This is a genomic window from Intestinimonas sp. MSJ-38 (genome assembly GCF_018917925.1).
GTDB lineage: Bacteria > Bacillota > Clostridia > Oscillospirales > Butyricicoccaceae > Pseudobutyricicoccus.
This window is the reverse complement of the sequence record NZ_JAHLPO010000006.1, coordinates 44,186-65,440: the sequence shown is the minus strand read 5'-3', so window position 1 is coordinate 65,440 and position 21,255 is coordinate 44,186. Positions and strand designations below refer to the sequence as shown.

The 21,255-nt window shown below is 55.7% G+C and carries 20 protein-coding genes; 10 read left to right on the top strand and 10 right to left on the bottom strand.

Going from position 1 to position 21,255, the window contains the following annotated elements; genetic code table 11:
• The first annotated feature begins 201 nt into the window (after positions 1 to 201).
• Positions 202 to 1,491: an MATE family efflux transporter gene (locus tag KQI26_RS05540; RefSeq protein WP_371744090.1), complete on the top strand. Its 1,290-nt coding sequence runs from the start codon at positions 202 to 204 to the stop codon at positions 1,489 to 1,491.
• Positions 1,492 to 1,625: 134 nt separating this feature from the next.
• Here the strand turns inward: KQI26_RS05540 and KQI26_RS05535 are convergent, their stop codons facing one another.
• The 8 genes from KQI26_RS05535 to KQI26_RS05500 all read right to left on the bottom strand — a co-directional run bounded on the left by KQI26_RS05535 (position 1,626) and on the right by KQI26_RS05500 (position 10,327).
• Complete coding sequence (locus tag KQI26_RS05535) at positions 1,626 to 3,581, bottom strand: M56 family metallopeptidase (protein WP_253292698.1); 1,956 nt, start codon at positions 3,579 to 3,581, stop codon at positions 1,626 to 1,628.
• Positions 3,581 to 3,961, bottom strand: coding sequence for a BlaI/MecI/CopY family transcriptional regulator (locus KQI26_RS05530; RefSeq protein WP_216503614.1), 381 nt, complete (start codon positions 3,959 to 3,961; stop codon positions 3,581 to 3,583). Before KQI26_RS05530 ends, KQI26_RS05535 begins: the two co-directional genes overlap by 1 nt.
• A 104-nt stretch (positions 3,962 to 4,065) precedes the next feature.
• Entirely contained in the window at positions 4,066 to 4,839 is a 774-nt protein-coding gene (locus tag KQI26_RS05525; RefSeq protein WP_216503613.1) for a formate/nitrite transporter family protein, read from the bottom strand.
• Between the two features lie 69 nt (positions 4,840 to 4,908).
• Positions 4,909 to 5,766 carry a bifunctional 5,10-methylenetetrahydrofolate dehydrogenase/5,10-methenyltetrahydrofolate cyclohydrolase gene (locus tag KQI26_RS05520; RefSeq protein WP_118746783.1) on the bottom strand — a complete coding sequence of 286 codons (858 nt, stop codon included), beginning with the start codon at positions 5,764 to 5,766 and terminating at the stop codon, positions 4,909 to 4,911.
• A 12-nt stretch (positions 5,767 to 5,778) separates the two neighbouring features.
• Positions 5,779 to 6,405: a cyclodeaminase/cyclohydrolase family protein gene (locus KQI26_RS05515; RefSeq protein ID WP_216503612.1), complete on the bottom strand. Its 627-nt coding sequence runs from the start codon at positions 6,403 to 6,405 to the stop codon at positions 5,779 to 5,781.
• A 290-nt stretch (positions 6,406 to 6,695) separates the two neighbouring features.
• Positions 6,696 to 8,381 (bottom strand): formate--tetrahydrofolate ligase, encoded by a 1,686-nt coding sequence (locus tag KQI26_RS05510; protein ID WP_216503611.1) that lies wholly within the window; start codon positions 8,379 to 8,381, stop codon positions 6,696 to 6,698.
• Positions 8,382 to 9,096: 715 nt separating this feature from the next.
• Positions 9,097 to 9,573 (bottom strand): ATP-binding cassette domain-containing protein, encoded by a 477-nt coding sequence (locus KQI26_RS05505; RefSeq protein WP_216503610.1) that lies wholly within the window; start codon positions 9,571 to 9,573, stop codon positions 9,097 to 9,099.
• A 256-nt stretch (positions 9,574 to 9,829) separates the two neighbouring features.
• Positions 9,830 to 10,327 carry an amidase domain-containing protein gene (locus KQI26_RS05500; protein ID WP_118746787.1) on the bottom strand — a complete coding sequence of 166 codons (498 nt, stop codon included), beginning with the start codon at positions 10,325 to 10,327 and terminating at the stop codon, positions 9,830 to 9,832.
• Between the two features lie 191 nt (positions 10,328 to 10,518).
• Between KQI26_RS05500 and KQI26_RS05495 the strand changes: the two genes are divergently transcribed.
• The gene (locus tag KQI26_RS05495; protein ID WP_216503609.1) at positions 10,519 to 11,901 is read left to right on the top strand and encodes an amidohydrolase; all 1,383 of its coding nucleotides are present in this window, start codon (positions 10,519 to 10,521) and stop codon (positions 11,899 to 11,901) included.
• A 53-nt stretch (positions 11,902 to 11,954) separates the two neighbouring features.
• Positions 11,955 to 12,521: an HD domain-containing protein gene (locus tag KQI26_RS05490; protein WP_216503608.1), complete on the top strand. Its 567-nt coding sequence runs from the start codon at positions 11,955 to 11,957 to the stop codon at positions 12,519 to 12,521.
• A gap of 40 nt (positions 12,522 to 12,561) precedes the next feature.
• On the opposite strand, the gene KQI26_RS05485 is transcribed toward KQI26_RS05490, so the two are convergent.
• Positions 12,562 to 13,407 (bottom strand): AraC family transcriptional regulator, encoded by an 846-nt coding sequence (locus tag KQI26_RS05485; RefSeq protein ID WP_216503607.1) that lies wholly within the window; start codon positions 13,405 to 13,407, stop codon positions 12,562 to 12,564.
• A gap of 166 nt (positions 13,408 to 13,573) precedes the next feature.
• On the opposite strand from KQI26_RS05485, the gene KQI26_RS05480 reads away from it, so the two are divergent.
• From KQI26_RS05480 to KQI26_RS05470, 3 genes are read left to right on the top strand one after another with little or no spacing between them, the layout of a single operon-like run.
• Entirely contained in the window at positions 13,574 to 15,184 is a 1,611-nt protein-coding gene (locus KQI26_RS05480) for an FAD-binding oxidoreductase (RefSeq protein ID WP_216503606.1), read from the top strand.
• The gene (locus tag KQI26_RS05475; protein WP_216503605.1) at positions 15,181 to 15,978 is read left to right on the top strand and encodes an electron transfer flavoprotein subunit beta/FixA family protein; all 798 of its coding nucleotides are present in this window, start codon (positions 15,181 to 15,183) and stop codon (positions 15,976 to 15,978) included. Before KQI26_RS05480 ends, KQI26_RS05475 begins: the two co-directional genes overlap by 4 nt.
• Positions 15,975 to 17,147, top strand: a complete 1,173-nt coding sequence (locus KQI26_RS05470; RefSeq protein WP_253292693.1) for an electron transfer flavoprotein subunit alpha — start codon at positions 15,975 to 15,977, stop codon at positions 17,145 to 17,147. Before KQI26_RS05475 ends, KQI26_RS05470 begins: the two co-directional genes overlap by 4 nt.
• Before the next feature lie 53 nt (positions 17,148 to 17,200).
• Here KQI26_RS05470 and KQI26_RS05465 read toward each other — a convergent pair whose 3' ends face one another.
• Complete coding sequence (locus KQI26_RS05465) at positions 17,201 to 17,596, bottom strand: C-GCAxxG-C-C family (seleno)protein (RefSeq protein WP_216503604.1); 396 nt, start codon at positions 17,594 to 17,596, stop codon at positions 17,201 to 17,203.
• 122 nt (positions 17,597 to 17,718) lie between these two features.
• Between KQI26_RS05465 and KQI26_RS05460 the strand changes: the two genes are divergently transcribed.
• From KQI26_RS05460 to KQI26_RS05445, 4 genes are all read left to right on the top strand, one after another.
• Positions 17,719 to 18,006, top strand: coding sequence for a hypothetical protein (locus KQI26_RS05460; RefSeq protein WP_216503602.1), 288 nt, complete (start codon positions 17,719 to 17,721; stop codon positions 18,004 to 18,006).
• A complete protein-coding gene (locus KQI26_RS05455; protein WP_216503600.1) occupies positions 18,003 to 19,598 on the top strand; it encodes a serine hydrolase in 1,596 nt (531 codons plus the stop codon). The genes KQI26_RS05460 and KQI26_RS05455 overlap by 4 nt, the downstream gene beginning before the upstream one ends.
• A 66-nt stretch (positions 19,599 to 19,664) precedes the next feature.
• Complete coding sequence (locus KQI26_RS05450; RefSeq protein WP_216503599.1) at positions 19,665 to 20,183, top strand: prolyl-tRNA synthetase associated domain-containing protein; 519 nt, start codon at positions 19,665 to 19,667, stop codon at positions 20,181 to 20,183.
• 12 nt (positions 20,184 to 20,195) lie between these two features.
• Positions 20,196 to 21,251, top strand: coding sequence for a M42 family metallopeptidase (locus KQI26_RS05445; RefSeq protein WP_216503597.1), 1,056 nt, complete (start codon positions 20,196 to 20,198; stop codon positions 21,249 to 21,251).
• The last annotated feature ends 4 nt before the right edge of the window (positions 21,252 to 21,255 follow it).

Sequence of the window (21,255 nt, the reverse complement as noted above, 5' to 3'; positions counted from 1 at the left end):
GCTTTCTTTTTTGATTTTCCCACGGTATCGTTAGGATGCTAATGATAGTATACCAAAAGACGAACCGGGATGCAAAACAATTTAGAGGCTTGACAGATGGAGTGAAACCATTCAGAATAAAAAGATAAGGGCGGAATACATTCCGTCTTGCTTTTTTGCCGGCGAGGCCGGCGTAAACCCCTGGAAAGGATGAGTTTTTCCATGCAGGACAGCGAAAAGACCCGATTGTTTGAGCAAACGCCCATACCCAAGGCGGTGGCTCAGCTGGCCATTCCCACCATACTCAGTGCGCTGGTGATGGTGCTGTACAATCTGGCCGATACTTATTTCGTGGGCATGCTCAATGAGCCCATTGAAAATGCCGCCGTGACCCTGGCGGCGCCGGTGCTTCTGGCTTTCAATGCCGTCAACAACCTTTTCGGCGTGGGCGGTTCCAGTATGATGAGCCGGGCTTTGGGGCGGAAGGACTATGAGACGGTGTACCGCAGCTCGGCCTTTGCTTTTTATTGCTCCATTGGTGCAGGATTGCTTTTTTCCCTTTTGTGTACCGTGTTCAAAGGGCCTTTGCTCACTTTGCTGGGCGCCAGCACGGAAACGGCCGCGGCCACTTCCGGTTACTTGTGGTGGACGGTGAATTTTGGTGCGGCCCCTGCCATTCTGAATGTGGTGATGGCCTATCTGGTGCGGTCGGAAGGCTCAGCCCTTCATGCCAGTGTGGGCACCATGAGCGGCTGCTTGCTCAACATTCTGCTGGACCCCATTTTTATCCTGCCCTGGGGGCTGGATATGGGAGCCGAGGGCGCCGGTCTGGCCACCTTCATTTCCAACTGCGTGGCTTGCCTGTATTTCTTTGTGCTGCTTTATAAAAAAAGAGGGCATACCTATGTGTGCGTCTCTCCGAAAAAATTCAGCATGGAAAAGCAGATCGTCCGGGGCGTGTGCATTGTGGGCATCCCCGCTTCCATCCAGAATCTGCTCAATGTCACCGGCATGACCATCCTTAACAACTTTACTTCGGCCTTTGGAGCCAATGCCGTGGCGGCCATGGGCATCACCCAGAAGATCAACATGGTTCCCATGAACATTTCCATGGGCCTGTCCCAGGGCATTATGCCCCTGATCAGCTACAACTATGCTTCGGGCAATGTGAAGCGGATGAAGGGTACATTGCTCTTTGCCGTTAAGCTTTCTCTGGGCTTTATCCTTACCATGTCCGCCATCTATTTTCTGGCGGCCGGTCCTCTGGTGCAGATGTTTATGGATAACCAGGCCATCATCGATTATGGCACCCGGTTCCTCCGGGGCTGCTGCCTGGGTCTGCCTTTCCTCTGTGTGGATTTTCTGGCTGTGGGCGTTTTCCAGGCCACCGGCTTGGGCGGATGGGCTTTTCTCTTCGCCATCATGCGGAATCGTGCTGGAGATCCCTGCCCTGTATATCCTCAACAAGCTGTTCCCCCTGTATGGTCTGGCCTATGCCCAGCTCACCGCTGAAGTGGTTCTGGCCGTGGCAGCCGTGGTGGTGCTTGCCCGCTTGTTCCGTAAACTGCAACAGCAGCACCCACAAAAAGAAAATTGATTCAAAATTATAAACAATCCCCTCTGGTTTTGCCAGAGGGGATTGTTTGCTAAGGCAGCCGCACATCGAAGCAGAACTGTGCTTCGTATACGGTGTTTTGAACGGGATGGGAGAAGGAAGCGGTGATGGTATAGCGGGCGCTGTAAGGGGCCAGCGGCAGCGCATTTCCTACCAGCCCATCCAGCGGGAGGGAGTATTCTCGCCCTCCATCCAGTTGCTGAACCAGAATGGTGCCGCCGGGCAGGCAGGGAAGAGAGAAACCCAGCCGCACTTCTTCGGTGGGGAAGCCTTTGATGCCGCTGGGGTCCCCCTCCCACCGCCAATAGGGCCGCTCTTCCTGCAAAATGCCGTTCCGGCTTTCGCTGAGGATGGTGCGGGATGCGGAAAGGGGCGTCTGTCTCAGTTCCGGATGGTCAAAGAACAGATCCAGAGTGGGAGGCGTGGGATCGGGGTCGGGATCGGGGGCCGAAGGGTCCAGGAAGGAAAAAAGGGTCTCTTTGTCCAAGGGTTCGGTGAGTTTGTAATAGATGGCCCCTTTGTTGTCATAGGGCAGATAAGCTGTGAGAAAATCCCGGGAAAGAGTGAGCCGGGTGGCGCTCTGGTCGTCGGAAAAGGTGATATAGATTTCCCAATCTTCTTCCGGCAGGGCAGTGGTGAGCAAAGGCTCAACAGAAAGCCCCTTCAGATAGTCGGTCAGTCCCTCTTCTTCCCAGGCGTAGATGGATTGGTAAGAAGAAAATCCGTCTTTTTGCGAAATGGCGGTAAGCTGGCTGCCGGAGGGGATGTTCTGAAAGATCAGCTCATCGGCGGTGCGGGCCGGCTGAGCCAGGGCAATGGAGCCATAGCTCATCATCATAAAGAAGGTGCTCAGTCCCAGGAGGAGGGCACCGGAGAGCTTTTTGCCGGGATGAAGTACCCGACGCAGCCGGTAGCGCAGCGTGCGGCCGTTGGCGGAGAGGCAGGAGGTCAGCCCCAGGCTGCTTCCGGCGGTGTGCAGCAGCAAAGCAGCGTATTTGCGGCGGGTTTTGTCATCCTGGCGATAGAGCACCCCTTCGTCACAGCTCAGCTCTAAATCCTGGGCCACTTTGCAGCAGGCCAGCCAGATCAGGGGATTGAACCAACCCAAGGCCAAGGAGAAGAAAAGGAAAGCCTTGGTTTTGATGTCCTCATTGCGGATATGGCCCACCTCGTGGCAGAAGATCAGTTCCAGTTCTTCCAGAGTGTATTCCCGCTGGGGCAAAACCAGCCGCAGGGTGCGGTCAAACAGCCCCAGAGTGAGGGGTGTTGCAAGCACGGGAGAACGGAGCAGAAGGATCTCCCGGCGGCAGCCGCTGCGGGTCTGGCACTCCCGCCACAGGCGAAGGGTCTCTTCTTCGACCATAACGGGAGTGTTGCGGGGCAGAAGGTGGCCGGAAAAGGAGAGAAACTTTTTCTGGCGGTTTGCAGGTTTTTCTTGCGCTTCCTGCCACAGGCGGAGGCCTTTTTCATCGGTCACCAGGACGGCATCTTTTAGCACCCGGCGGCGAAAACGCAGGTGGGTCACCGTTTGCCATAGAAGCATCAGTACAAAGCCACCCAGCCACACAACGACCATCCAGGGCCGAAAGGCAAAGGGGAGAGGCAGGATGATGCGCGGGGCGAACATGCTATCCAGGTTGAAAAGCAGATAGAGCAGGTTGGGCAGAAGCCATAGGCTGGCGCAGGCTTTGGCGGAAAAGAAGCGGCGCAGCAGAGGTAGAAGGAGCAAAAGCAGGGCAAAATACAAGCTGAGATACCCCAGAAGGATCAGGGCAATGGGGGATAAAAAATCAGCCGAGGGCAAAAAGAGCTGGAAACAAAGGAGCAGCAGAAGAAAACAGGGCAGAAGTAAGGGAAAGAGCAGCACGGTTTTTCGTCCTTTTTTCAGCGGTTTCCAGAACAGGTCTTGCTCTTCCTGCTGCCGGGCGGAAAAGCCCCAGGCAGCGGCCACGGCGAAAATCAGACTGAGGATCAGCTTCATGGTCATCACAGTTCACCTTCCTCCAAAAGACGGTGCAATTCCATCAGATCCTTTTGGGTCAGGCCGCCGGCGGAAAGAGCGGCTGCCAGAATGCCTATGTTCCCCCGGCATACATCCTGGACGAAATGCTGGCCCTGGCGGGCCAGGTAGCTTTCCTGGGAGACTAGAGGGGTGTAGCGGTTCTGGCGGCCTTCCTTCTCAATGCGGACAAAACCCTTTTCTCCCAGCCGGGTGAGGTGGGTCAAAAGGGTGGTCATGGCCGGACGGCGATGAAAAAGTTTCTGAAAATGCTCTTCAATCTCTCCACGGGAAGCGGGAACAGCGCAGTCCCACAGGGCCTGCATCACTTCCAGCTCCCCATCGGGCAGACGGCGGATGGTAGTCATGGCACTCACCTCTACAAATGTAGTAGTATAGTTTTATTCTATATTTGTAGAGATATTTTGTCAAGAAAAATCCCGGCGGAAAATCCGCCGGGATGGGAAAGCTCTTATTGTTTTTTGCCGTGGGAGATCAGGTAGTAGCCGCCGCCTACCACCAGAGCCCCGCCCACCAGGTTGCCCAGGCCGGAGATTAAGATGTTCCAGAAGAAGCCACCCAGGGAAATGGCGGCCTCCTGGCCGGACAGCAACGCAGAAGAGAGCAGAGTCATGTTGGCCACACAGTGCTCGAAGCCAGGGGTGATGAACATGACGATGCCCCAGAAGACCATCAGCAGCTTGGCACTTTCGCTTTGCAGCTTGAAAGAGCACCACACCGGCAGGCAAACCAGGATGTTGCACAGAATACCCGCGATGAAAAGGGTGGGGAAGGAGCTGTTCATTTTGGTTTCGGCGCTTTGGAGGATAAACTCCATGGCTTCTTTTCCGAACAGATTGCCCCAGCGCATCAGCAGGGAAAGGAGAAGGGCCCCCAGGAGATTTCCGATGTAGCTGAACAAAAGAACATAGACACATTGCTTCCAGGAAACCTTCTTTTCCAGAGCTCCCACCGTCATGGTCATGGTGTTGCCGGTGAACAGATCGGCCCCGGCCATAAGTACAAAGCTCAGCGCCCCGCCGAACAACAGTCCCATAATCAGCTTGGTATAGGGGGAACCGGCGGCGGAAAGAGTGCCGCCTACGGTAAAGACCAGAATCACGCCAAAGCCGATATAGGCTCCGGCCAGCATAGTGGAAATGAGCGCGCCCAAGGGATGGCGGGAAAAAAGACGGGCCTTTTTCTCCGCTCCCTGGGCCACTGCCGTGAGTGCGTCCTGATACACGATGATCCATCCTCCTTTTCAAAAAAAAGAAAGGGGCGCGCCTTTGGCCGGCGTGCCCCTTGGGGGTTTTCAGTTCAAACCGGCTTGTTTCATGGCGGCCCGGACCACATGCTGGGCCAGGCAGCTGGTAGTCACCGTGCCCACACCACCGGGAACCGGAGTGAGGTGAGCTACCACATTTTCTACGGCAGCCTGATCCACATCGCCGCACAGTTTGCCGTTTTCATCCACATTGATCCCCACATCAATGACCACCTGACCCGGGGAAACATGATCCCGGGAGATCATTTTGGCTTTGCCGGCGCAAGCCACCAGAATATCAGCCTCCCGGGTGCGGGCGGGGAGATCCTGGGTGCGGGTATGGCAGATGGTGACGGTGGCGTTTTTAGCCAGCATCATCATACTGAGGGGTTTGCCCACCACCATGCTCCGGCCTACAATGGTCACCCGCTTGCCGGAAAGCTCTACGCCGAAGTGGTCGAGAAGCTCCATCACCGCTTCCGGGGTGCAGGGGGGATAGCCGGAAGGGTCGGCGGCAAACACCTTGGCCAGGTTATCCGGGTTCATGGCGTCCATATCCTTTTCCGGGGAGAGAATATATTTAATGACTCCCTCATCCAGCTGGGAGGGCAGGGGGCGGAACACCAGCACCCCGTGGATGCTGTCGTCTGCGTTGAGCTTCTCCAGTTCCTGAATGAAAGAGGGCTGGTCGATGTCCTGGGGCAGCTCTACCACCCGCAGGCCGATGCCCAGGCCGGAAAAGCGCTTGATGGCTCCGGCTTCATAGGACAGGTCATCCGGCCGTGCGCCGCAGCGGACGATGGCCATCTGGGGATGCACTCCCGCTTCTTCCAGTTTGTTCACCTGCTGCAGCAGCCGCTCTTTCATGGCGGCCACAACTTCTTTGCCTTTCAGCAATTCAGCCATTTTGCATCCTCCTTATTTACGGATGGAGCCTTTGACGGCTTCCACCACTTGATCGGCCCGGGGCAGCCACTCTTTCAGCATGGCATCGGCTGCTTCTTCCCACTGGGCGGCAGTTTCCCGGTCCTGCATCAGCTTGGTGTTGATGTACACATTCAGGCTGGCGCCATCCAGAGCGGCCCGGCAGAAAGCGGCACCCACGCCCACATCGGACAGGGCGATGCGGGAACCCTTTTCCGACAGTTCCTCCAGAAGGGCAATGGCCTTGGTGCAGGCTTCCATAATGCGCAACGGCACCTGGCAGGCGTCTTTCAGGCATTTTTCCATCACTGCCTGCCGGTGAGCCAGCTCTTCCGGCGTATTTTTGGGCAGACCATAGGCCTGGGACAGAGGCTCAAAGGCGTCGGCATCGGCCTGTACCAGATTTTGCAGATGGAGACGCAGCTCTTCCCCTTCCTTCAGAATGCGCAGGATGTCTTCTTCCACGGCGGCGTACTTCTTTTTGCCCCGGGTAAGATTGCAGACCATGCTGCCCAGGGCCACGCCCAAAGCGCCGCACAAAGCGGAAGCACCGCCGCCGCCGGGCACCGGCTGTTTGGTGGAAAGCTGGGTGAGAAATTCCTCGCAGGTCAAATGAAGCATGGCTTCTTCTCCTTTGTTTGATAAGATAAAATAGACCCAAGTTTCAAACAGTGAAAAACGATACAGCAAAAACAACTGTTTGCCCTGCCCCTTATCAATTCATAAAAACCGGCGGCCTGTGCGTCGGTTTTTATACTTATCAAGGGGCAAGTGTAGCCTATTGGCCACTTTTAGCGGTCAATAGGCTGCATACAGACCCTTGCAAAAACTCGAAAAAGTGGTCTTGACCACTTTTTCGATGCGCTTAAGTCTGCCCGCAGCCATGGCTGCGGGCAGATCGGTAAAAACCATTAGAACAGGCCGGAGATCTTGCCGGCTTCGTCCACATCGATGTGTTCGGCAGCCGGAACTTTGGGCAGGCCGGGCAAAGTCATGATATCGCCGGTAAGGGCCACGGCAAAGCCGGCTCCAGCGGAGATCTTTACATTGCGTACCGTGATCTTGAAGCCCTGGGGACGGCCCTTTTTCTTCTGGTCGTCGGAGAGGGAATATTGGGTTTTGGCCATGCACACCGGCACATGGGCAAATCCCATTTCTTCGATCTGCTTGATCTGCTTTTTGGCGGCGGGGAGAATGTCCACTCCGTCGGCGCCGTAGATAGTTTTGGCGATGGTCTCGATCTTCTCAGCGATGCCCATTTCATCGGGATAGGTGAACTGGAAGTGGGACAGATCGGCGGTGTCGATGAGCTTGAGTACTTCGCGGGCCAGCTCTTCGCCGCCTTCACCGCCCTTGGCCCACACCTGGGAAAGGGCCACATGGACGCCCATCTCACGGCACTTCTGCTCCACCAGTTCCAGCTCTTTCTGGGTGTCGGTGGGGAAGGCATTGATGGCCACCACAGCAGGCAGGTTCCAGACCTTGGTCACATTTTCAATGTGCTTGAGCAGGTTGGGCAGACCCTTCTCCAGAGCTTCCAGATTTTCTTCGTTCAGATTGGCCTTGTCCACGCCGCCGTGGCTCTTCAGGGCCCGGACGGTGGCCACGATGACCACGCAGGAGGGAACAAAGCCGGCCATGCGGCACTTGATGTCCAGGAACTTCTCCGCACCCAGGTCGGCGCCGAAGCCGGCTTCGGTGACGGCGTAATCGCCCAGTTTCAAAGCCATACGGGTGGCCGTGATGCTGTTGCAGCCGTGAGCGATGTTGGCAAAGGGGCCGCCATGGATAAAGGCGGGGGTCTTTTCCAGGGTCTGCACCAGGTTGGGTTTGAGGGCGTCTTTCAACAGCGCGGTCATGGCGCCTTCGGCCTTCAGATCGTGGGCGGTGACGGCCTGTCCGGAGTAGGTGTAGCCGATGATGATCCGGCCCAGCCGGGCTTTCAGATCCAGAATGTCGGAGGACAGGCACAGAGCGGCCATAACTTCCGAGGCCACGGTGATGTCATAGCCATCCTCACGGGGCATGCCGTTGGCTTTGCCGCCCAGGCCGTCGGTGATGAAGCGAAGCTGACGGTCGTTCATATCCACGCAGCGGCGCCAGGTGATCCGGCGAGGGTCGATTTGCAGGGCATTGCCCTGGTAGATATGGTTGTCGATCATAGCGGCCAGCAGGTTATTGGCCGCACCGATGGCGTGGAAGTCGCCGGTGAAGTGGAGGTTGATGTCCTCCATGGGCACAACCTGGGCATAACCGCCGCCGGCAGCGCCGCCTTTCACGCCGAACACAGGCCCCAGAGAGGGCTCACGCAGGGCGATAACCACCTTTTTGCCCAGGCGATGAAGAGCGTCGCCCAGACCGACGGTGGTAGTGGTTTTGCCTTCGCCAGCCGGGGTGGGGTTGATGGCGGTAACCAAAATCAGCTTGCCATTGGGGGTATCTTTATATTTGGTTTTCAGAAGGTTGTAATCCACCTTCGCTTTGTATTTTCCGTAATACTCCAGCTCGTCTTCGGTCAGGCCGATGGATGCGGCGATCTGCCCGATGGGAGCCATAGTGGTCGCTTGTGCGATTTCGATGTCGCTTTTGAAAGCCATTGCAGTTTCCTCCTCAAAATCGGATTTGTGTCAGTTGCCGCACAGGACTGGTGTCCTGTGCAGATTGCCTATTTCCACTTTGTATTATATACTATTTTGGGAAGTGACGGAACAAAAAACTCCGTTAAAACGCTCACAAATTTGCTTTTTTATTTTTCGAGAATGGGATGAAAGGTAAAAGTTGAGAAATTTGCATAAAAAAGATTTCTTAGTATTATATGATTTCACGAAGAAAAACAGAGAATTGGCCGGGGAAAAGCCCATTATTTTTGGGAAAAGGCAAAATGAACAAAAATAGCGAAAAAAATTCGGCGAATCGGCAAATTGACGAAAAAATAACGGAAAAGCCGAAGGAAAATATTTAAAAGCTGTACAAACTTTGGACATAAATGCCAGGTATACTAAAACCATCGATAGGAAAGCCAGCCAAAGGCTTTTACATAGAGACTACGGAAAGGAAAGGAGGCGAGGCCGTGTAGAAGAACGAGTCCGAAATGAAACACCATCCACAAAGATAATTCCTCTTACAAACATAAATCAATTCCATTGCATGAAAGCATGGACAGCGCAGCCTGATTGCGCTTTATAAATTAAATACCACTGTCTGTTCGCCGGGTGGACGGAATACCGGCCTGGCGAGCGAGACAGATCAAAAAAGGAAGCAGTCCGGCTGGTTATCAGCGCGGGCTTTTTTGTTGCTGGGCCGGTATTCCGTCTAGGCGGCCACTTTCCGCCGCCCTTCTTCGTCTAAGTGATTGGTGGGTTCGTCGATGAGAAGAAAGTGCCCTTCTTTTAAAAAGAGGGCCGAAAGAAGTAGTTTGGTCTGTTCTCCTTGGGAGAGGGAGGAAAAGGGCCGCTCCAAAGCCGCTTCCTCCACTTCCAGCAGAGAGATCTCCCGGGCGATCTGCCAGGGCTGGGCCTGGGGGCACAGTGCGGCCAGAACTTCTCCGGCCCGATGTTGCGGATGGGGGACAGGATAGGGAAAATAATCAAACTCCACCGAAGAGTGAATGGAGCCGCCATAGGGATATTCCCCCATCAAAAGGCGGAGAAGGGTGGTTTTGCCCCGGCCGTTGCGGCCGATGAGCCCCAGCTTCCACCGGGTGTCGATTTGAAAGCTGGCATGGGAGAAGATCTCGTCATAGCTGGAAGGATAGGAAAAGGTCAGATCGGTTACTTGGATGAGAGACATAAAAAAACCTCCTTGGCTGCGTTTGAAACAGTAAAAAATGCAGGCCGAGGGAAGCTCTTTCCCCCGGCCTGCACAGCCAAAAGAGCCGTCTGCACCAGACGGCAAAAGGAAGGAAAGGGCGCACTTCTCCTGCGGCAGCACGGCACAAGACCGTAAAAAAACACATTACCGGCAGGAAGAATTGCGCATCTTTCCACTCCTTTCTCATCCATATTTCTTTTCACATGATACACCCGGAAAGGGTAAAATGCAAGGGTTAGGGGAGATTCACATGCTTCACATGGAGAAAACGCATCCGGGGGGCATCGTATGTATTGAGAGGGCGGAGATAGGCGTCATAGGTATGGGTGGCGATGAGGATGCTGTCCCTGGTGGGGATGGGGCCGGTGCGGATGACCAGCAGAGAGTGATAAAACTGGCCCTCCTGGGTGCCCAGCTGGATCACATCCCCGGGAAGCAGGCGGAAAATGGGCACTTCCTCCATCACCGGGCCGGGGCCGTTGTTGCCGGTCATGAAGTTGTAGAAAAAATCCACCCCTGTCCAGGCGGGGGCCCGGGAAGAGGGGGAGCGGTAGTACCAGCCGAAGGTGGGGGTGAAGTTCATCACACCAGACCCGGCGTAAACGCATTGGGAGATGAAATTGGTGCAGTCGCCCCCCAGGTTTTCAAAATCCAGAAAGGCAGGATTGCGTCCTAGGGCCCATTTGCGTGCATAGGCCAGGGCGGCTGGGCGGTCATAGCTTTTTTGCGGCATAGAGAAGAAGCCTCCTTTGAACTTGCGATCTTTTATTATTCTATGCTGCGCTTCATCCATGGGAGAAAGTCCACAAATTAAAGGGGGGAAACTTTGGCAGGGGCCTTCGTTGACTTTGCTTTTTTCCGCCGATATAATAAAAATAGTGCTGTAAAGCTGTAAAATCAAATGAAAAGGGAGTTGTGATCGTTATGTCCGGCAAGATCGCCTATGAGGCCATCGACAAAAACCGTTCCCAGCTGGAAAAGCTGAGCCTGGATATCTGGGCTTGCCCGGAGGGCGGATACCATGAATACAATGCCCAGAAGTGGACCGCAGAGCTGTTGGAGAAAAACGGCTTCACCGTGGAGCTGGGGGCCGGGGAAGTGCCCACCGCTATCAAAGCCGCTTGGGGAAGCGGCAAACCGGTCATCGGCTTTTTGGGAGAATATGACGCCCTGCCCGGCCTGAGTCAGGAAGTAGGTACCCAGCAGAAGGCCGTAGAAGGCCAGGCCTATGGCCAGGGCTGCGGCCATAACTTGTTGGGCGTTGGCCATGTGGGCGCTGTTTTGGGTATGAAGGCCGAGATGGAGGAGAAGGGCCTGAAGGGCACCATCATTTACTTCGGTTGCCCGGCAGAAGAGCTGCTCACCGGTAAATCTTTCATGGCCCGGGGCCATGCCTTTGACGGGCTGGACTGTGCCATCGCCTTCCATCCTGGCACGGCCAATGAGGTGACCATGGGCAATTCCCTGGCCCTCAATAGCGTGAAGTTCCATTTCCACGGCGTCACCGCCCATGCCGGCGGCGATCCTCATAACGGCCGTTCGGCCCTGGATGCCGTGGAGCTGACCGATGTGGGCGCCAACTACCTGCGTGAGCATGTGACCACCGATGTGCGTATCCATTACACCATCACCGAAGGTGGCACTGCACCTAATATCGTTCCGGATAATGCCACTGTTTGGTACTATGTGCGTGCGCCCAAGCGGGAGACCGTGGACGAGGTCTATGACCGCCTGGTGAAGGTGGCCGAAGGCGCGGCCCATATGACCGAGACCAAACTGGAGATCGAGTTTATGGGCGGCTGCTATCAGACGCTGAACAACGGCGTGCTGGTGGATCTGATCCATGATTGCATGGTGGAGACTCCTCAGGAGGCCTGGACCGCTGAAGAGCTGGAGTTTGCCCAGAAGCTGGACGAGGCCCGGCCCGATCAGTATGCCGCAGCCATTGCCGGTTACGGCCTGCCGGAAGGCACCCATCTCCACACCGGCGTTCTGCCTGTGGGCGTGGAAGGCGATTTCGGTTCCACCGATGTGGGTGATGTGTGCTACATCTGTCCCACCGTCACCTTCAACACCGCCTGCGAGAATGTGGGCGCTCCTGGTCATAGCTGGCAGATCACTTCCTGCTCTGGCAGCAGTGTGGGCCAGAAGGGTATGATCTATGCCGCCAAGGCCATGGCTCTGTGGGGCCTAAAGATCCTGGAAGATCCTCAGATTCTGGAGAAGGCCCAGAAGGAATTCACAGAGAAGACCGGCGGAAAGCCCTATCATTGCCCCATTCCCGCCGATGTGAAAGTGCCCCAGTAAAATGAAAGCCAAGGCCCCGGAAATCTTCCGGGGCCTTTTTGCAAGGAGGAACTATGGAAAAAACACAAGAAGGGCTTTTGCTCCATCGGGCCTACTCGTTTGCCGCCTTGGCCCATGAGGGACAGAAGCGGAAGGGGAGCCCGGTGCCCTACATCGCCCATCCGGCAGAGGTCGCCCAGACTCTCGCCCAGGCGGGAGCGACGGCTGAAGTGATCTGTGCTGGCCTGCTCCACGACACTTTGGAGGATACTTCTGTCACCTCTGAGCAGCTGGAGGAAGCCTTTGGCCTTGTGGTGCGGCAGCTGGTGGAAGGGTGCAGCGAGGACAAGGCTTTGTCCTGGGAAGAGCGGAAGGAACACACCATTCGGATGTTGAAATCTGAAATTTCAATGGATGTAAAGCTCATCACCTGTGCGGATAAACTTTCCAATCTTCGCAGCATTTGCTTGGATTATCGGGAGTTGGGAGATGCTCTTTGGAGCCGGTTTCACCGGGGAAAAGAAAAGCAGCGCTGGTATTACCGGGAATTGGGGGAGGCCATGGCGCCTTTGGAGAGCCATTGGGGACTGGTACAGGAATACCGGCAGCTTCTCAGAGAAGTCTTTCCGGAGGAAGAATGAAAAACAGGGCAACCAGAAGGGTTGTCCTGTTTTGTTATGTTTATCGATAGCGGTGGGAGTACTGTCCGGGGGAGACCCCCACCATGCTTTTGAATGTGCGGATAAAATGAGAATTGTTGGAAAAACCCACGATCTCTCCTACTTGCTGCACCGAGATGTTCTGCCGCAGCAGTTCCCGGGCCTTGAGGATGCGCAGATTGATGATGTATTCGTTGAGGCCGAAACCGGTCACATCCTTGAACAGATGGCACAGGTAGTACTTGCTCATATAAAACTGTTGGGCGATGCTGTCCAGGGTGATGGGGTTCTGGAAATTCTGCTGCACATAGGACAAAATGGGCTGTACTTTGTGGAAGCTGTCCTTCTGAACGATGAGATGATCCCGATGCACATGGTCGTACAGGGAGTTCACATAGAGCAGCAGCTGGATAAAAGCCATCTGGCGGCGGAGATCGTCTCCGTATTCTCCCTTCTGCCCGGCCTTCCGGGCCTTTTCAAAATAGGACAGGAGCTGCTGTGTCTGCTCCTCGCTCAGCTGCACATTGCCGGTATAGGAGCCCACCGGATGCTCAAAGCAGCGGAGCAGATCGGTTTGGGGAGTGGAAAGGCCAGCGGCGTATTCGGGGATAAAGTGAGCCACATACCGGTCGTAGCTGGGCTGGGTGCTGCCGGAGCTGCGGTGCAGATCCATGCTGTTGAACACCAGAAGTCCGCCCCGCTTGATGGGGTAGGTGGATTCCCCTACGAAAAATTCGCCTCCGTCCGACAGGCATAGAAGGATCTCATAGGTATCGTGGAAATGAAACTTGTCCATTTTCCAGGAAGCATTCTGATGAAAGCTGATGTAGAAATCTTTGCAGAAATTTTGCTTGTTGTCGGTTTCCATAAAAGACCTTCCCCACCGATTCGCTGAAGTATCTCCAGTATACACCGAAATAACAAGATATGCAAACAATGTCTCAAAATTTCAAAAGATTTTTGCTCCCTTGAGGTCTAGAATAAGGAGTGTTGAATAAGCCACCGGCTTTTAAGCCGTGAAAAGGAGCGATCATATGGCAAACGCATTGATCCGCCCGATGAGCGGAGAATATGAGGAATATCTGCGGGACGAATCCCGCAGTGTGGGAAAGGCGGAGAGTATTTCTTTTCCCCGTACCACAGAGGATGTTTCCAGCATTTTGAAAGAGATGTACGAAAAAAAGATCCCTGCGACGGTGCAGGGCTCCCGCACTGGTCTGGCCGCGGCAGCCGTGCCCTACGAGGGACACGCTATGAACCTGAGCCGGATGGACAAGGTGCTCTCCTGCCGCCAGGATGAGCAGACCGGCACATTCTATTTTACCTTGCAGCCTGGTGTGCTGCTGTCCGAGCTGCGGAAGATGATCTCCGGCAAGCGTTTTCAGACGGCGGATTGGACCGAGGAAGCCAAGGCGGCCTATACGGCCTTCTGCCGGGCGCCGGAGCAGTTCTTTACCCCGGACCCCACCGAGACTTCGGCCTCCCTGGGCGGCATGGTCAACTGCAACGCCTCCGGGGCCCGCAGCTTCCACTATGGTTCGGTGCGGGGATATATCAATGGACTGAAAGTGGTGCTGATGGACGGGGAGACCCTGACCCTCCGCCGGGGAGAGCAATTTGCCCAGGAGAGAGAGGGGACGCTGCGGACCGATAGCGGCAAGGAAATTCACTTTACACTGCCTTCGTATCAGATGCCCCACACCAAAAATGCCTCCGGTTATTACGCCGAAGACAATATGGATCTTATCGACTTGTTCATCGGCAGCGATGGCACACTGGGCGTGACCTGCGAGATCGAGATCCGGCTTCTGCCCCTGCCGCAGATCATCTGGGGCGTCACGGCCTTCTTTGACCAGGAGGAAAAGGCCCTGCGTTATGTGCGCCTCATCCGTGGGGAGCAGCTGGAGGGATGCGACCGTTTTGATATCCATCCGGTGTCGGCGGAGTTTTTCAATGGAGATGCCCTGGAGATTCTTCGTCGGGAAAAGCGGGAGAACAGTGCTTTTGCCCAGATCCATGACATTCCCCAGCAATACGAGACCGCCATTTATGTGGAGCTTCATGGGGATACCGAAGAGGATATGACAAACCGGCTGCTGGAACTGGGAAAAGCCATCCAGCAGGCCGGAGGGAAGGAAGAGGACACTTGGGTGGCCCGCAGCCAGACCGATCTGGACCGGCTGATGTTCTTCCGCCATGCCATTCCCGAGTGCGTCAATATGCTCATCGACCAGCGGAAGAAAAAGAACAAGGAGATCACCAAGCTGGGTACCGATATGGCCGTGCCCGATGCTGCACTGGAAGAGACCATGGCGATGTACAACACCATGCTGAAAGAAAGAGGGCTCCAGTCGGCCATCTGGGGCCATGTGGGCAACAACCATCTCCATGTGAATATCCTGCCCAATGACAGCGAAGAATACCGAAAAGGCAAAGAACTTTACAACGACTGGGCTGCAAAGATCACAGCCAAGGGCGGCGCCGTTTCCGCCGAGCACGGCGTGGGCAAATTGAAAGCCGGGTTCCTGAAGGTGATGTACGGGGAAAAGCACATCGGGGAAATGCGGCAGCTGAAAAAGGCTTTTGACCCCCAGAATTTGCTCAACCGGGGAAATCTGTTTGCGCCGGAGGAGGAAAACAAATGAAGATCATCGTTTGCATCAAACAGGTGCCTTCCACAAACCAGGTCAAATTGGACCCGGAAACCAAGACCATCATCCGGGATGGACGCCAGTCGGTGATCAATCCCTTTGATACATACGCCATCGAAGAGGCTGTACGGCTGAAGGAAAAGCTGGGGGGCAAAGTTACCGCCCTCAGTATGGGTATCCCGGCCACCCAGCGGATTTTGCGGGAGGCCATGTCCCAGGGAGTGGACGAAGCTCTGCTGCTCAGCGACCGGGCCTTTGCCGGGGCCGACACCCTGGCTACGGCCTATACCCTGGCTCTGGGTGCACGGCACATCGGGGATTTTGATCTGATCGTCTGTGGACGCATGGCTACCGATGGCGATACCGCCCAGATCGGGCCGGAACTGGCCGAGGACCTGGGCGTGCCCCATGTGACCAATGTGTCCGAAATATTGGAAGCCAGCGACACGGAGCTTCTCTGCCGTAAAGTCACCGACTATGGCACTCAGGTGGTGCGGATGAAACTGCCGGGAGTCATCACTGTGGCCAAAGACATCAATATGCCCCGCATGGCGTCCATCCGAGGCGTGCGGGAGAGCCTGGAGGCCCCCTTCACCATGCTGGGGGCGGCGGACACCGGGGCTGACCCGGCCCGTATTGGTCTGAAAGGATCGCCCACTCAGGTGGTACGCACCTTTACGCCGGAGAAAACAGTGGAATGTCAGTTCCTTCAGGGAAATGAAAAGCAGGCGGCCGGTGCGTTGTGCCGTTTGCTGAAAGAGGAACATTTGACAGGGGAGGAAGCATGATGGATGGTATCGTGATCGATGAAAGCCGCTGCGTTGGCTGCGGCTTGTGCGTGAAAACTTGCCCCCAGGGGGCCATTGAGATCAAAGACAAAAAAGCCCATGTGGGAGAAAGCTGTATCGCCTGCGGTATGTGCCTGGATTCCTGCAAACTGGGCGCCATCTCCCGCATGCAGGAAAAGGGCGGGGAGGACCTGGACAGCTGGAAGGGGATTCTGGTGGCCGCCGAGGCCTGGGAAGGGAAACTCCACAATGTGACCCTGGAACTTCTCTGTAAAGCCAAAGAACTTCAGTCCAATTCAAAATGCGGCATTTCTGCCTTTTTGATGGGCAAAGATGTGGAGAAGCCGGCCCAGGAACTGATCGACCATGGAGCAGATACCGTCTATCTGTGCCAGGATGAATCTTTGGTCTATCCCACAGAAGAGCCCTGGGCCGATGCCCTCGCCAGCGTGATCGAAAAAGCCCGTCCGGAGATCCTCCTTTTCGGGGCCACCGAGTTCGGTCGCAGTCTGGCGCCTCGGGTGGCCGCCCGGTTGCGCACCGGTCTTACCGCCGACTGCACTGTGCTGGAGATCGACAAGGAAACCGGGCTTTTGCAGCAGACCCGCCCGGCCTTTGGCGGCAACCTGATGGCTGCCATCGTTTGCCCCAACCACCGGCCTCAGATGGCCACCGTCCGACCGGGGGTATTTCCCATGGGACAGGGGGAGGCACGGCAGGGTACTGTGGTACGCCTTCCGGTTCCGGCCCTCTCCGGCCGGGTACAGGTGGAATCGGCCCAGCCTGCGCCCCAGAGCAAGACCATTGCCGACGCTCAGATCATTGTGGCCGTGGGAAGAGGCATTGGCAGCCAGAAAAATATGCAGTATGCCTATGAACTGGCCCGACTGCTGGGCGGCCAGGTAGGCGCTTCCCGTCCTTTGGTGGACGCCGGATGGGCCCAATATCCCATGCAGGTGGGGCAGACCGGTAAGACGGTGGCTCCCAAGCTGTATATCGCCTGCGGCATTTCCGGGGCCATTCAGCACCTGGCCGGCATCGGCGGGGCCGAGACCATTGTGGCCATCAACACCGACCCGGATGCCCCCATCTTCCAATCGGCTCACTATGCCATTGTGGGCGATTGCGTTGAGGTGCTGAAAGAGATGATCGCTCAGCTGCAAAAATAAAGAGAACAAAAAAAGCGGAAGGGGCGTCCCTTCCGCTTTTGGGCTGTTTTTTGTTAGTTCAGAAACTCTTCCAGTACATCGGCGGCCAGCTCCACCGTGGCCAGGCACCGGTCTCCCTCTACAAAGTATTTTTCCTTCACATTCTGGCACAGTTCGCTGCCGGCCTTCTCCTGAAACCGGGTGACAAAAGCCTTTACCTTTTCCCGCATCTCCGGATTTCCGTGGGCATCCAGGTCCATCCCGCCGGTGCGCAGGGCGATGACAGCTGCACCAGCGGCCACTGCGCCGCACAGGCTGCCGCAGCATACGCCGCCGCAAAAAGCGCCGATGAGCTTGAGGTTCTCCGGCGTCACCGGAATGTTCCGGTCTTCGCAGGCCGCCAGAAAGAGGGATTCTGAGCAGCTTTTGTTCTGGCCGATATAGTACTTGAATACATGGTCCTTGATCATCTTCTGTTCTCCTTTTTGCTGTTGGCAGGCGGTTGCAAAGACCTGCCGAATGTGGTACCCTTGACTTGCTTCGTTTACTTATGATCATAGCGCTATTATAGCGAAAAGAAAGGAAATTGGAAATGAGTATTTTTGAAGCACTGATGTTGGCTTGCTTTGGGGCGGCCTGGCCTATGAACATCGCCAAATCCCTGCGCACCAAATCCACCAAAGGCAAAAGCCTGGCTTTTCTCATGGTGATCGAGCTGGGATATGTGGCCGGTATTACCCATAAGATCCTGTACAGCCAGGATATTGTCATGCTGCTGTATATCATCAACTTCCTGATGGTGGGCACCGACATGACCCTGTATTTCATCTATCGCAGTCGAGAAAAGAAAGAGGAAAAGGCAAAGGAGCTGAAAAAATGAGTACATATCTCACGCTGCAGCAAGAAAAAAAGATCGATTCCATTTTCCATCGTTGGCAAAGCGGCCTGTGCCCCGGTGGGCAGGTGCTGGTGCGGCGGAAGGGAGAAGTGATTTACGATAAATCCTTCGGCTATGCCAATCTGGAACACCAGATCCCGGTGGGGGAAAACACCGTTTTTCATGTGGCCTCGGTTTCCAAACAGGTGACTGTGCTCAGTCTGCTGCTTTTGGCCGAAGAGGGAAAGGTGCGTCTCACCGACGACATCCGGGACTATGCCCCGGAACTGATTCTGTTCCGTGAGCCTGTGACCTTGTATGATCTGATGCACAATATTTCCGGCATCCGGGACCAGTGGGAGCTTCTGATGATGCGTGGCGTGCGCATTGACGACACCATCACCATGGAAGATCTAAAACGGATGATCTCCATGCAGACCATCCTGAATTTTGAGCCCGGCAGCGAGTATCTGTACAGCAACTCCAATTTCACCCTCATTGCCCATGTGGTGGAGAAGGTCTCTGGCCTGAGCCTCAGGGAATTTGCCGCCCAGCGGATCTTTGCTCCTTTGGGCATGGATCATACCTGCATCAAAACGGCCTATACTCAGGTGATTCCGGGGCGGGCCTATTCCTATGACGATGACGGAGAGGGGACATTTACCTATCACCCCATCAATTATTCGGCCTATGGGGCCACATCTCTGCACACCACTGTCCACGATTTGATGAAGCTGCTGGAAAACTACAAAAATCCCACCATCTGCCGGAAAGAAACGGTGGAAAAGATGATGGAGCGGCCGGTGCTGGCCGATGGCAGCCGCAGCATTTATGGCGGCGGTCTGATGCTGGGAGAATACGAAGGCCATCCCTTCCTGGAGCACGGGGGAGTGGACGCGGCTTACCGGGCCCACACCATCCGTTTTTACGACCCGGAAGACGATCTGGATATCGCCATTGTCAGCAACACCCAGAACACCATTCCCGGCGTAGCGGCCCGGCAGATCGCCCGGGTGGTGCTGGGACTGGAAGAGGAAAAGCCTCAGCATCAGCAGTATCTGCTGGAGCAGATGCCTCAGCAGGAAGAAACCGGTGTTTATTGGGCGGAAGAGCCCAGCTTGGCCTGCTTCACTGTTTGCCGGGATCAGGAAGGCCAGCTGCATCTGGGAGGGGAGAACGGCACTCCGCTCCATCCTGTGGAGGGCAGCTGCTACCGCATCGGTTACCTGGAAGATGTAATTTATCTGGGCAAAGAAAAGGCGGCCTGCCGGATGGGAGCCAATCTGTATCCTTTGGTAAAGGTGGATACCGCTCCCCAGGACACTGACTTTTTGCTGGAATACGAGGGCGCCTATCAAAGCGATGAAGTGGACACCCGGTATTTCATCACCGAAGAGGAAGGTTTTCTGTATGCTTCCCACACCCGCCATGGCCAGGGCCGGTTGTATCCTCTGGGCCGGGATCAGTATGGAGTGCAGATCGGTGGTCTCACTTTGCGCCTGACCTTCACCAGAGGTTCCGGCAACCGGGTCACAGGACTTGTGATGGACGGCGGAAGAGTGCGGCATCTGGGATTCACACGGGAAGAAATGTAAAAATAGATAGCAGGCAAAAAGCGGGGAAACACACCCCGCTTTTGCCCTGAACAGGAGGAAAGACCAATGGAGAGAAATTCGCCGCAGGCGATTTATGATTTGCTGAAAGAATGGGGCATTGAATTCAAGAGCATGGCCCATCCGGAAGCGGCCACCATGGAGGATTGCAAAGCCATCGGGGAAAAGCTGGGTGCACCTTTTTGCAAAAATTTGTTCCTGGCCAACCGGCAGCAAACAGAATTTTTCCTGCTGCTCATCGGGGAGGACAAGAAGTTCCGCACGGCAGAGGTCTCCAAAAAGGTCGGTCGCTCCCGCTTGAGCTTTGGCAACGAGGACAAGCTGTATCAGGCCCTGGGCGTGCGTCCCGGTTCCATTTCGCCTCTGGGGCTGGTGTTTGACGAAAACCATGAGATCCATCTGATCGTGGATGAGGATGTGGCCGCGCTGCCCGCCTTCTGCGTCCACCCTTGCCGCAACACCGAGAGCCTGCTCATCTCCCAGGAAGGGTTCCAGGAATATCTGAAGCACACCGGCCATACCCCTCAGTACATCCAGATCACCGGGGAAGTGCCGGAGAAAGGATAGGAGGAACGAAGGATGAAAGAGCTGCTGCGGGAGCTGGTGTCCCTGCCGGGCACCTGTGGGTTTGAAGAAAATGTGGCCCAGTACCTTTACCGCCGGGTGGCGCCCCTGGCCGACGAAGCCTATGTGGACGGGCTGGGCAATCTCATCGTGATGAAGCAGGGCGGTCAGGAAGGCCCTACCCTGATGCTGTCGGCCCATATGGATGAAGTGGGCTTTATGGTGCGGAAGATCGAGAAAAACGGCCTGCTGTGTTTTGAAAAACTGGGCGGTCACGATGACCGGGTGCTGCCTTCGGAGCATGTGCTGGTGCATGGGGCCAAGGGGGCCTGCCATGGGATTATCGGCACAATTTCCTGCCATATGCGCCGCTTCGACGATGAAAAGCTGGTGCGGCATTACCGCCAGCTCTATATTGATGTGGGAGCCCGAGACGATGCCGGAGTGCGGGAAATGGGCATTTCGGAAGGAGACAGCATCACCTGGGCCACACCTCTTCAAGACTTCGGACAGAACCGGGCCTTGGGCCACGGCTTTGACGACCGGGCCGGCTGTGTCCTTTTGGTGAAAGCTCTGGAAGAGACCGATTTCTCCCAGGTTCATGGCAAGGTGTATTTCGTCTTTTCCTCTCAGGAAGAGGTGGGATTGCGGGGCGCTCGGGCAGCCTCCCAGCAGATTGCCGCCGATGTGGCTCTGGCGGTGGACACTACCCCGGCCAGCGATACGCCGGAAAGCGTCAACGACGGCACCATTTTGCTGGGCGGTGGCCCTGGAGTCAAGGCCATGGACGGCAGTCTTGTGGCCAACACCAAAGTGCGCCGCCGTCTCCAGGAGCTGTGCGCCAAGCTGAACATTTCCTGTCAGATCGAGGTGTTCCCGGGCATTGGCACTGATGCTGGGGAGATGCACAAGGAGAAGGCCGGTGTGCCCACCGGGGTGATCTCCATTCCTTCCAGGTATGCCCATTGCCCCCACGAAGTTATCGATTGGGGAGATATGGACCAGTGCCTGAAGCTGCTTCAGGCGTTCATCCTGTCTCTGCGGGAACCGGGAGAATTCTGGAGTTTGTAAATCT

Coding starts and splice junctions, on each gene's coding strand:
- KQI26_RS05540 (WP_371744090.1), top strand. CDS start 202: ATGCAGGACAGCGAAAAGACCCGATTGTTTGAGCAAACGCCCATACCC.
- KQI26_RS05535 (WP_253292698.1), bottom strand. CDS start 3,581: ATGACCATGAAGCTGATCCTCAGTCTGATTTTCGCCGTGGCCGCTGCC.
- KQI26_RS05530 (WP_216503614.1), bottom strand. CDS start 3,961: ATGACTACCATCCGCCGTCTGCCCGATGGGGAGCTGGAAGTGATGCAG.
- KQI26_RS05520 (WP_118746783.1), bottom strand. CDS start 5,766: ATGGCTGAATTGCTGAAAGGCAAAGAAGTTGTGGCCGCCATGAAAGAG.
- KQI26_RS05515 (WP_216503612.1), bottom strand. CDS start 6,405: ATGCTTCATTTGACCTGCGAGGAATTTCTCACCCAGCTTTCCACCAAA.
- KQI26_RS05510 (WP_216503611.1), bottom strand. CDS start 8,381: ATGGCTTTCAAAAGCGACATCGAAATCGCACAAGCGACCACTATGGCT.
- KQI26_RS05505 (WP_216503610.1), bottom strand. CDS start 9,573: ATGTCTCTCATCCAAGTAACCGATCTGACCTTTTCCTATCCTTCCAGC.
- KQI26_RS05500 (WP_118746787.1), bottom strand. CDS start 10,327: ATGCCGCAAAAAAGCTATGACCGCCCAGCCGCCCTGGCCTATGCACGC.
- KQI26_RS05495 (WP_216503609.1), top strand. CDS start 10,519: ATGTCCGGCAAGATCGCCTATGAGGCCATCGACAAAAACCGTTCCCAG.
- KQI26_RS05490 (WP_216503608.1), top strand. CDS start 11,955: ATGGAAAAAACACAAGAAGGGCTTTTGCTCCATCGGGCCTACTCGTTT.
- KQI26_RS05485 (WP_216503607.1), bottom strand. CDS start 13,407: ATGGAAACCGACAACAAGCAAAATTTCTGCAAAGATTTCTACATCAGC.
- KQI26_RS05480 (WP_216503606.1), top strand. CDS start 13,574: ATGGCAAACGCATTGATCCGCCCGATGAGCGGAGAATATGAGGAATAT.
- KQI26_RS05475 (WP_216503605.1), top strand. CDS start 15,181: ATGAAGATCATCGTTTGCATCAAACAGGTGCCTTCCACAAACCAGGTC.
- KQI26_RS05470 (WP_253292693.1), top strand. CDS start 15,975: ATGATGGATGGTATCGTGATCGATGAAAGCCGCTGCGTTGGCTGCGGC.
- KQI26_RS05465 (WP_216503604.1), bottom strand. CDS start 17,596: ATGATCAAGGACCATGTATTCAAGTACTATATCGGCCAGAACAAAAGC.
- KQI26_RS05460 (WP_216503602.1), top strand. CDS start 17,719: ATGAGTATTTTTGAAGCACTGATGTTGGCTTGCTTTGGGGCGGCCTGG.
- KQI26_RS05455 (WP_216503600.1), top strand. CDS start 18,003: ATGAGTACATATCTCACGCTGCAGCAAGAAAAAAAGATCGATTCCATT.
- KQI26_RS05450 (WP_216503599.1), top strand. CDS start 19,665: ATGGAGAGAAATTCGCCGCAGGCGATTTATGATTTGCTGAAAGAATGG.
- KQI26_RS05445 (WP_216503597.1), top strand. CDS start 20,196: ATGAAAGAGCTGCTGCGGGAGCTGGTGTCCCTGCCGGGCACCTGTGGG.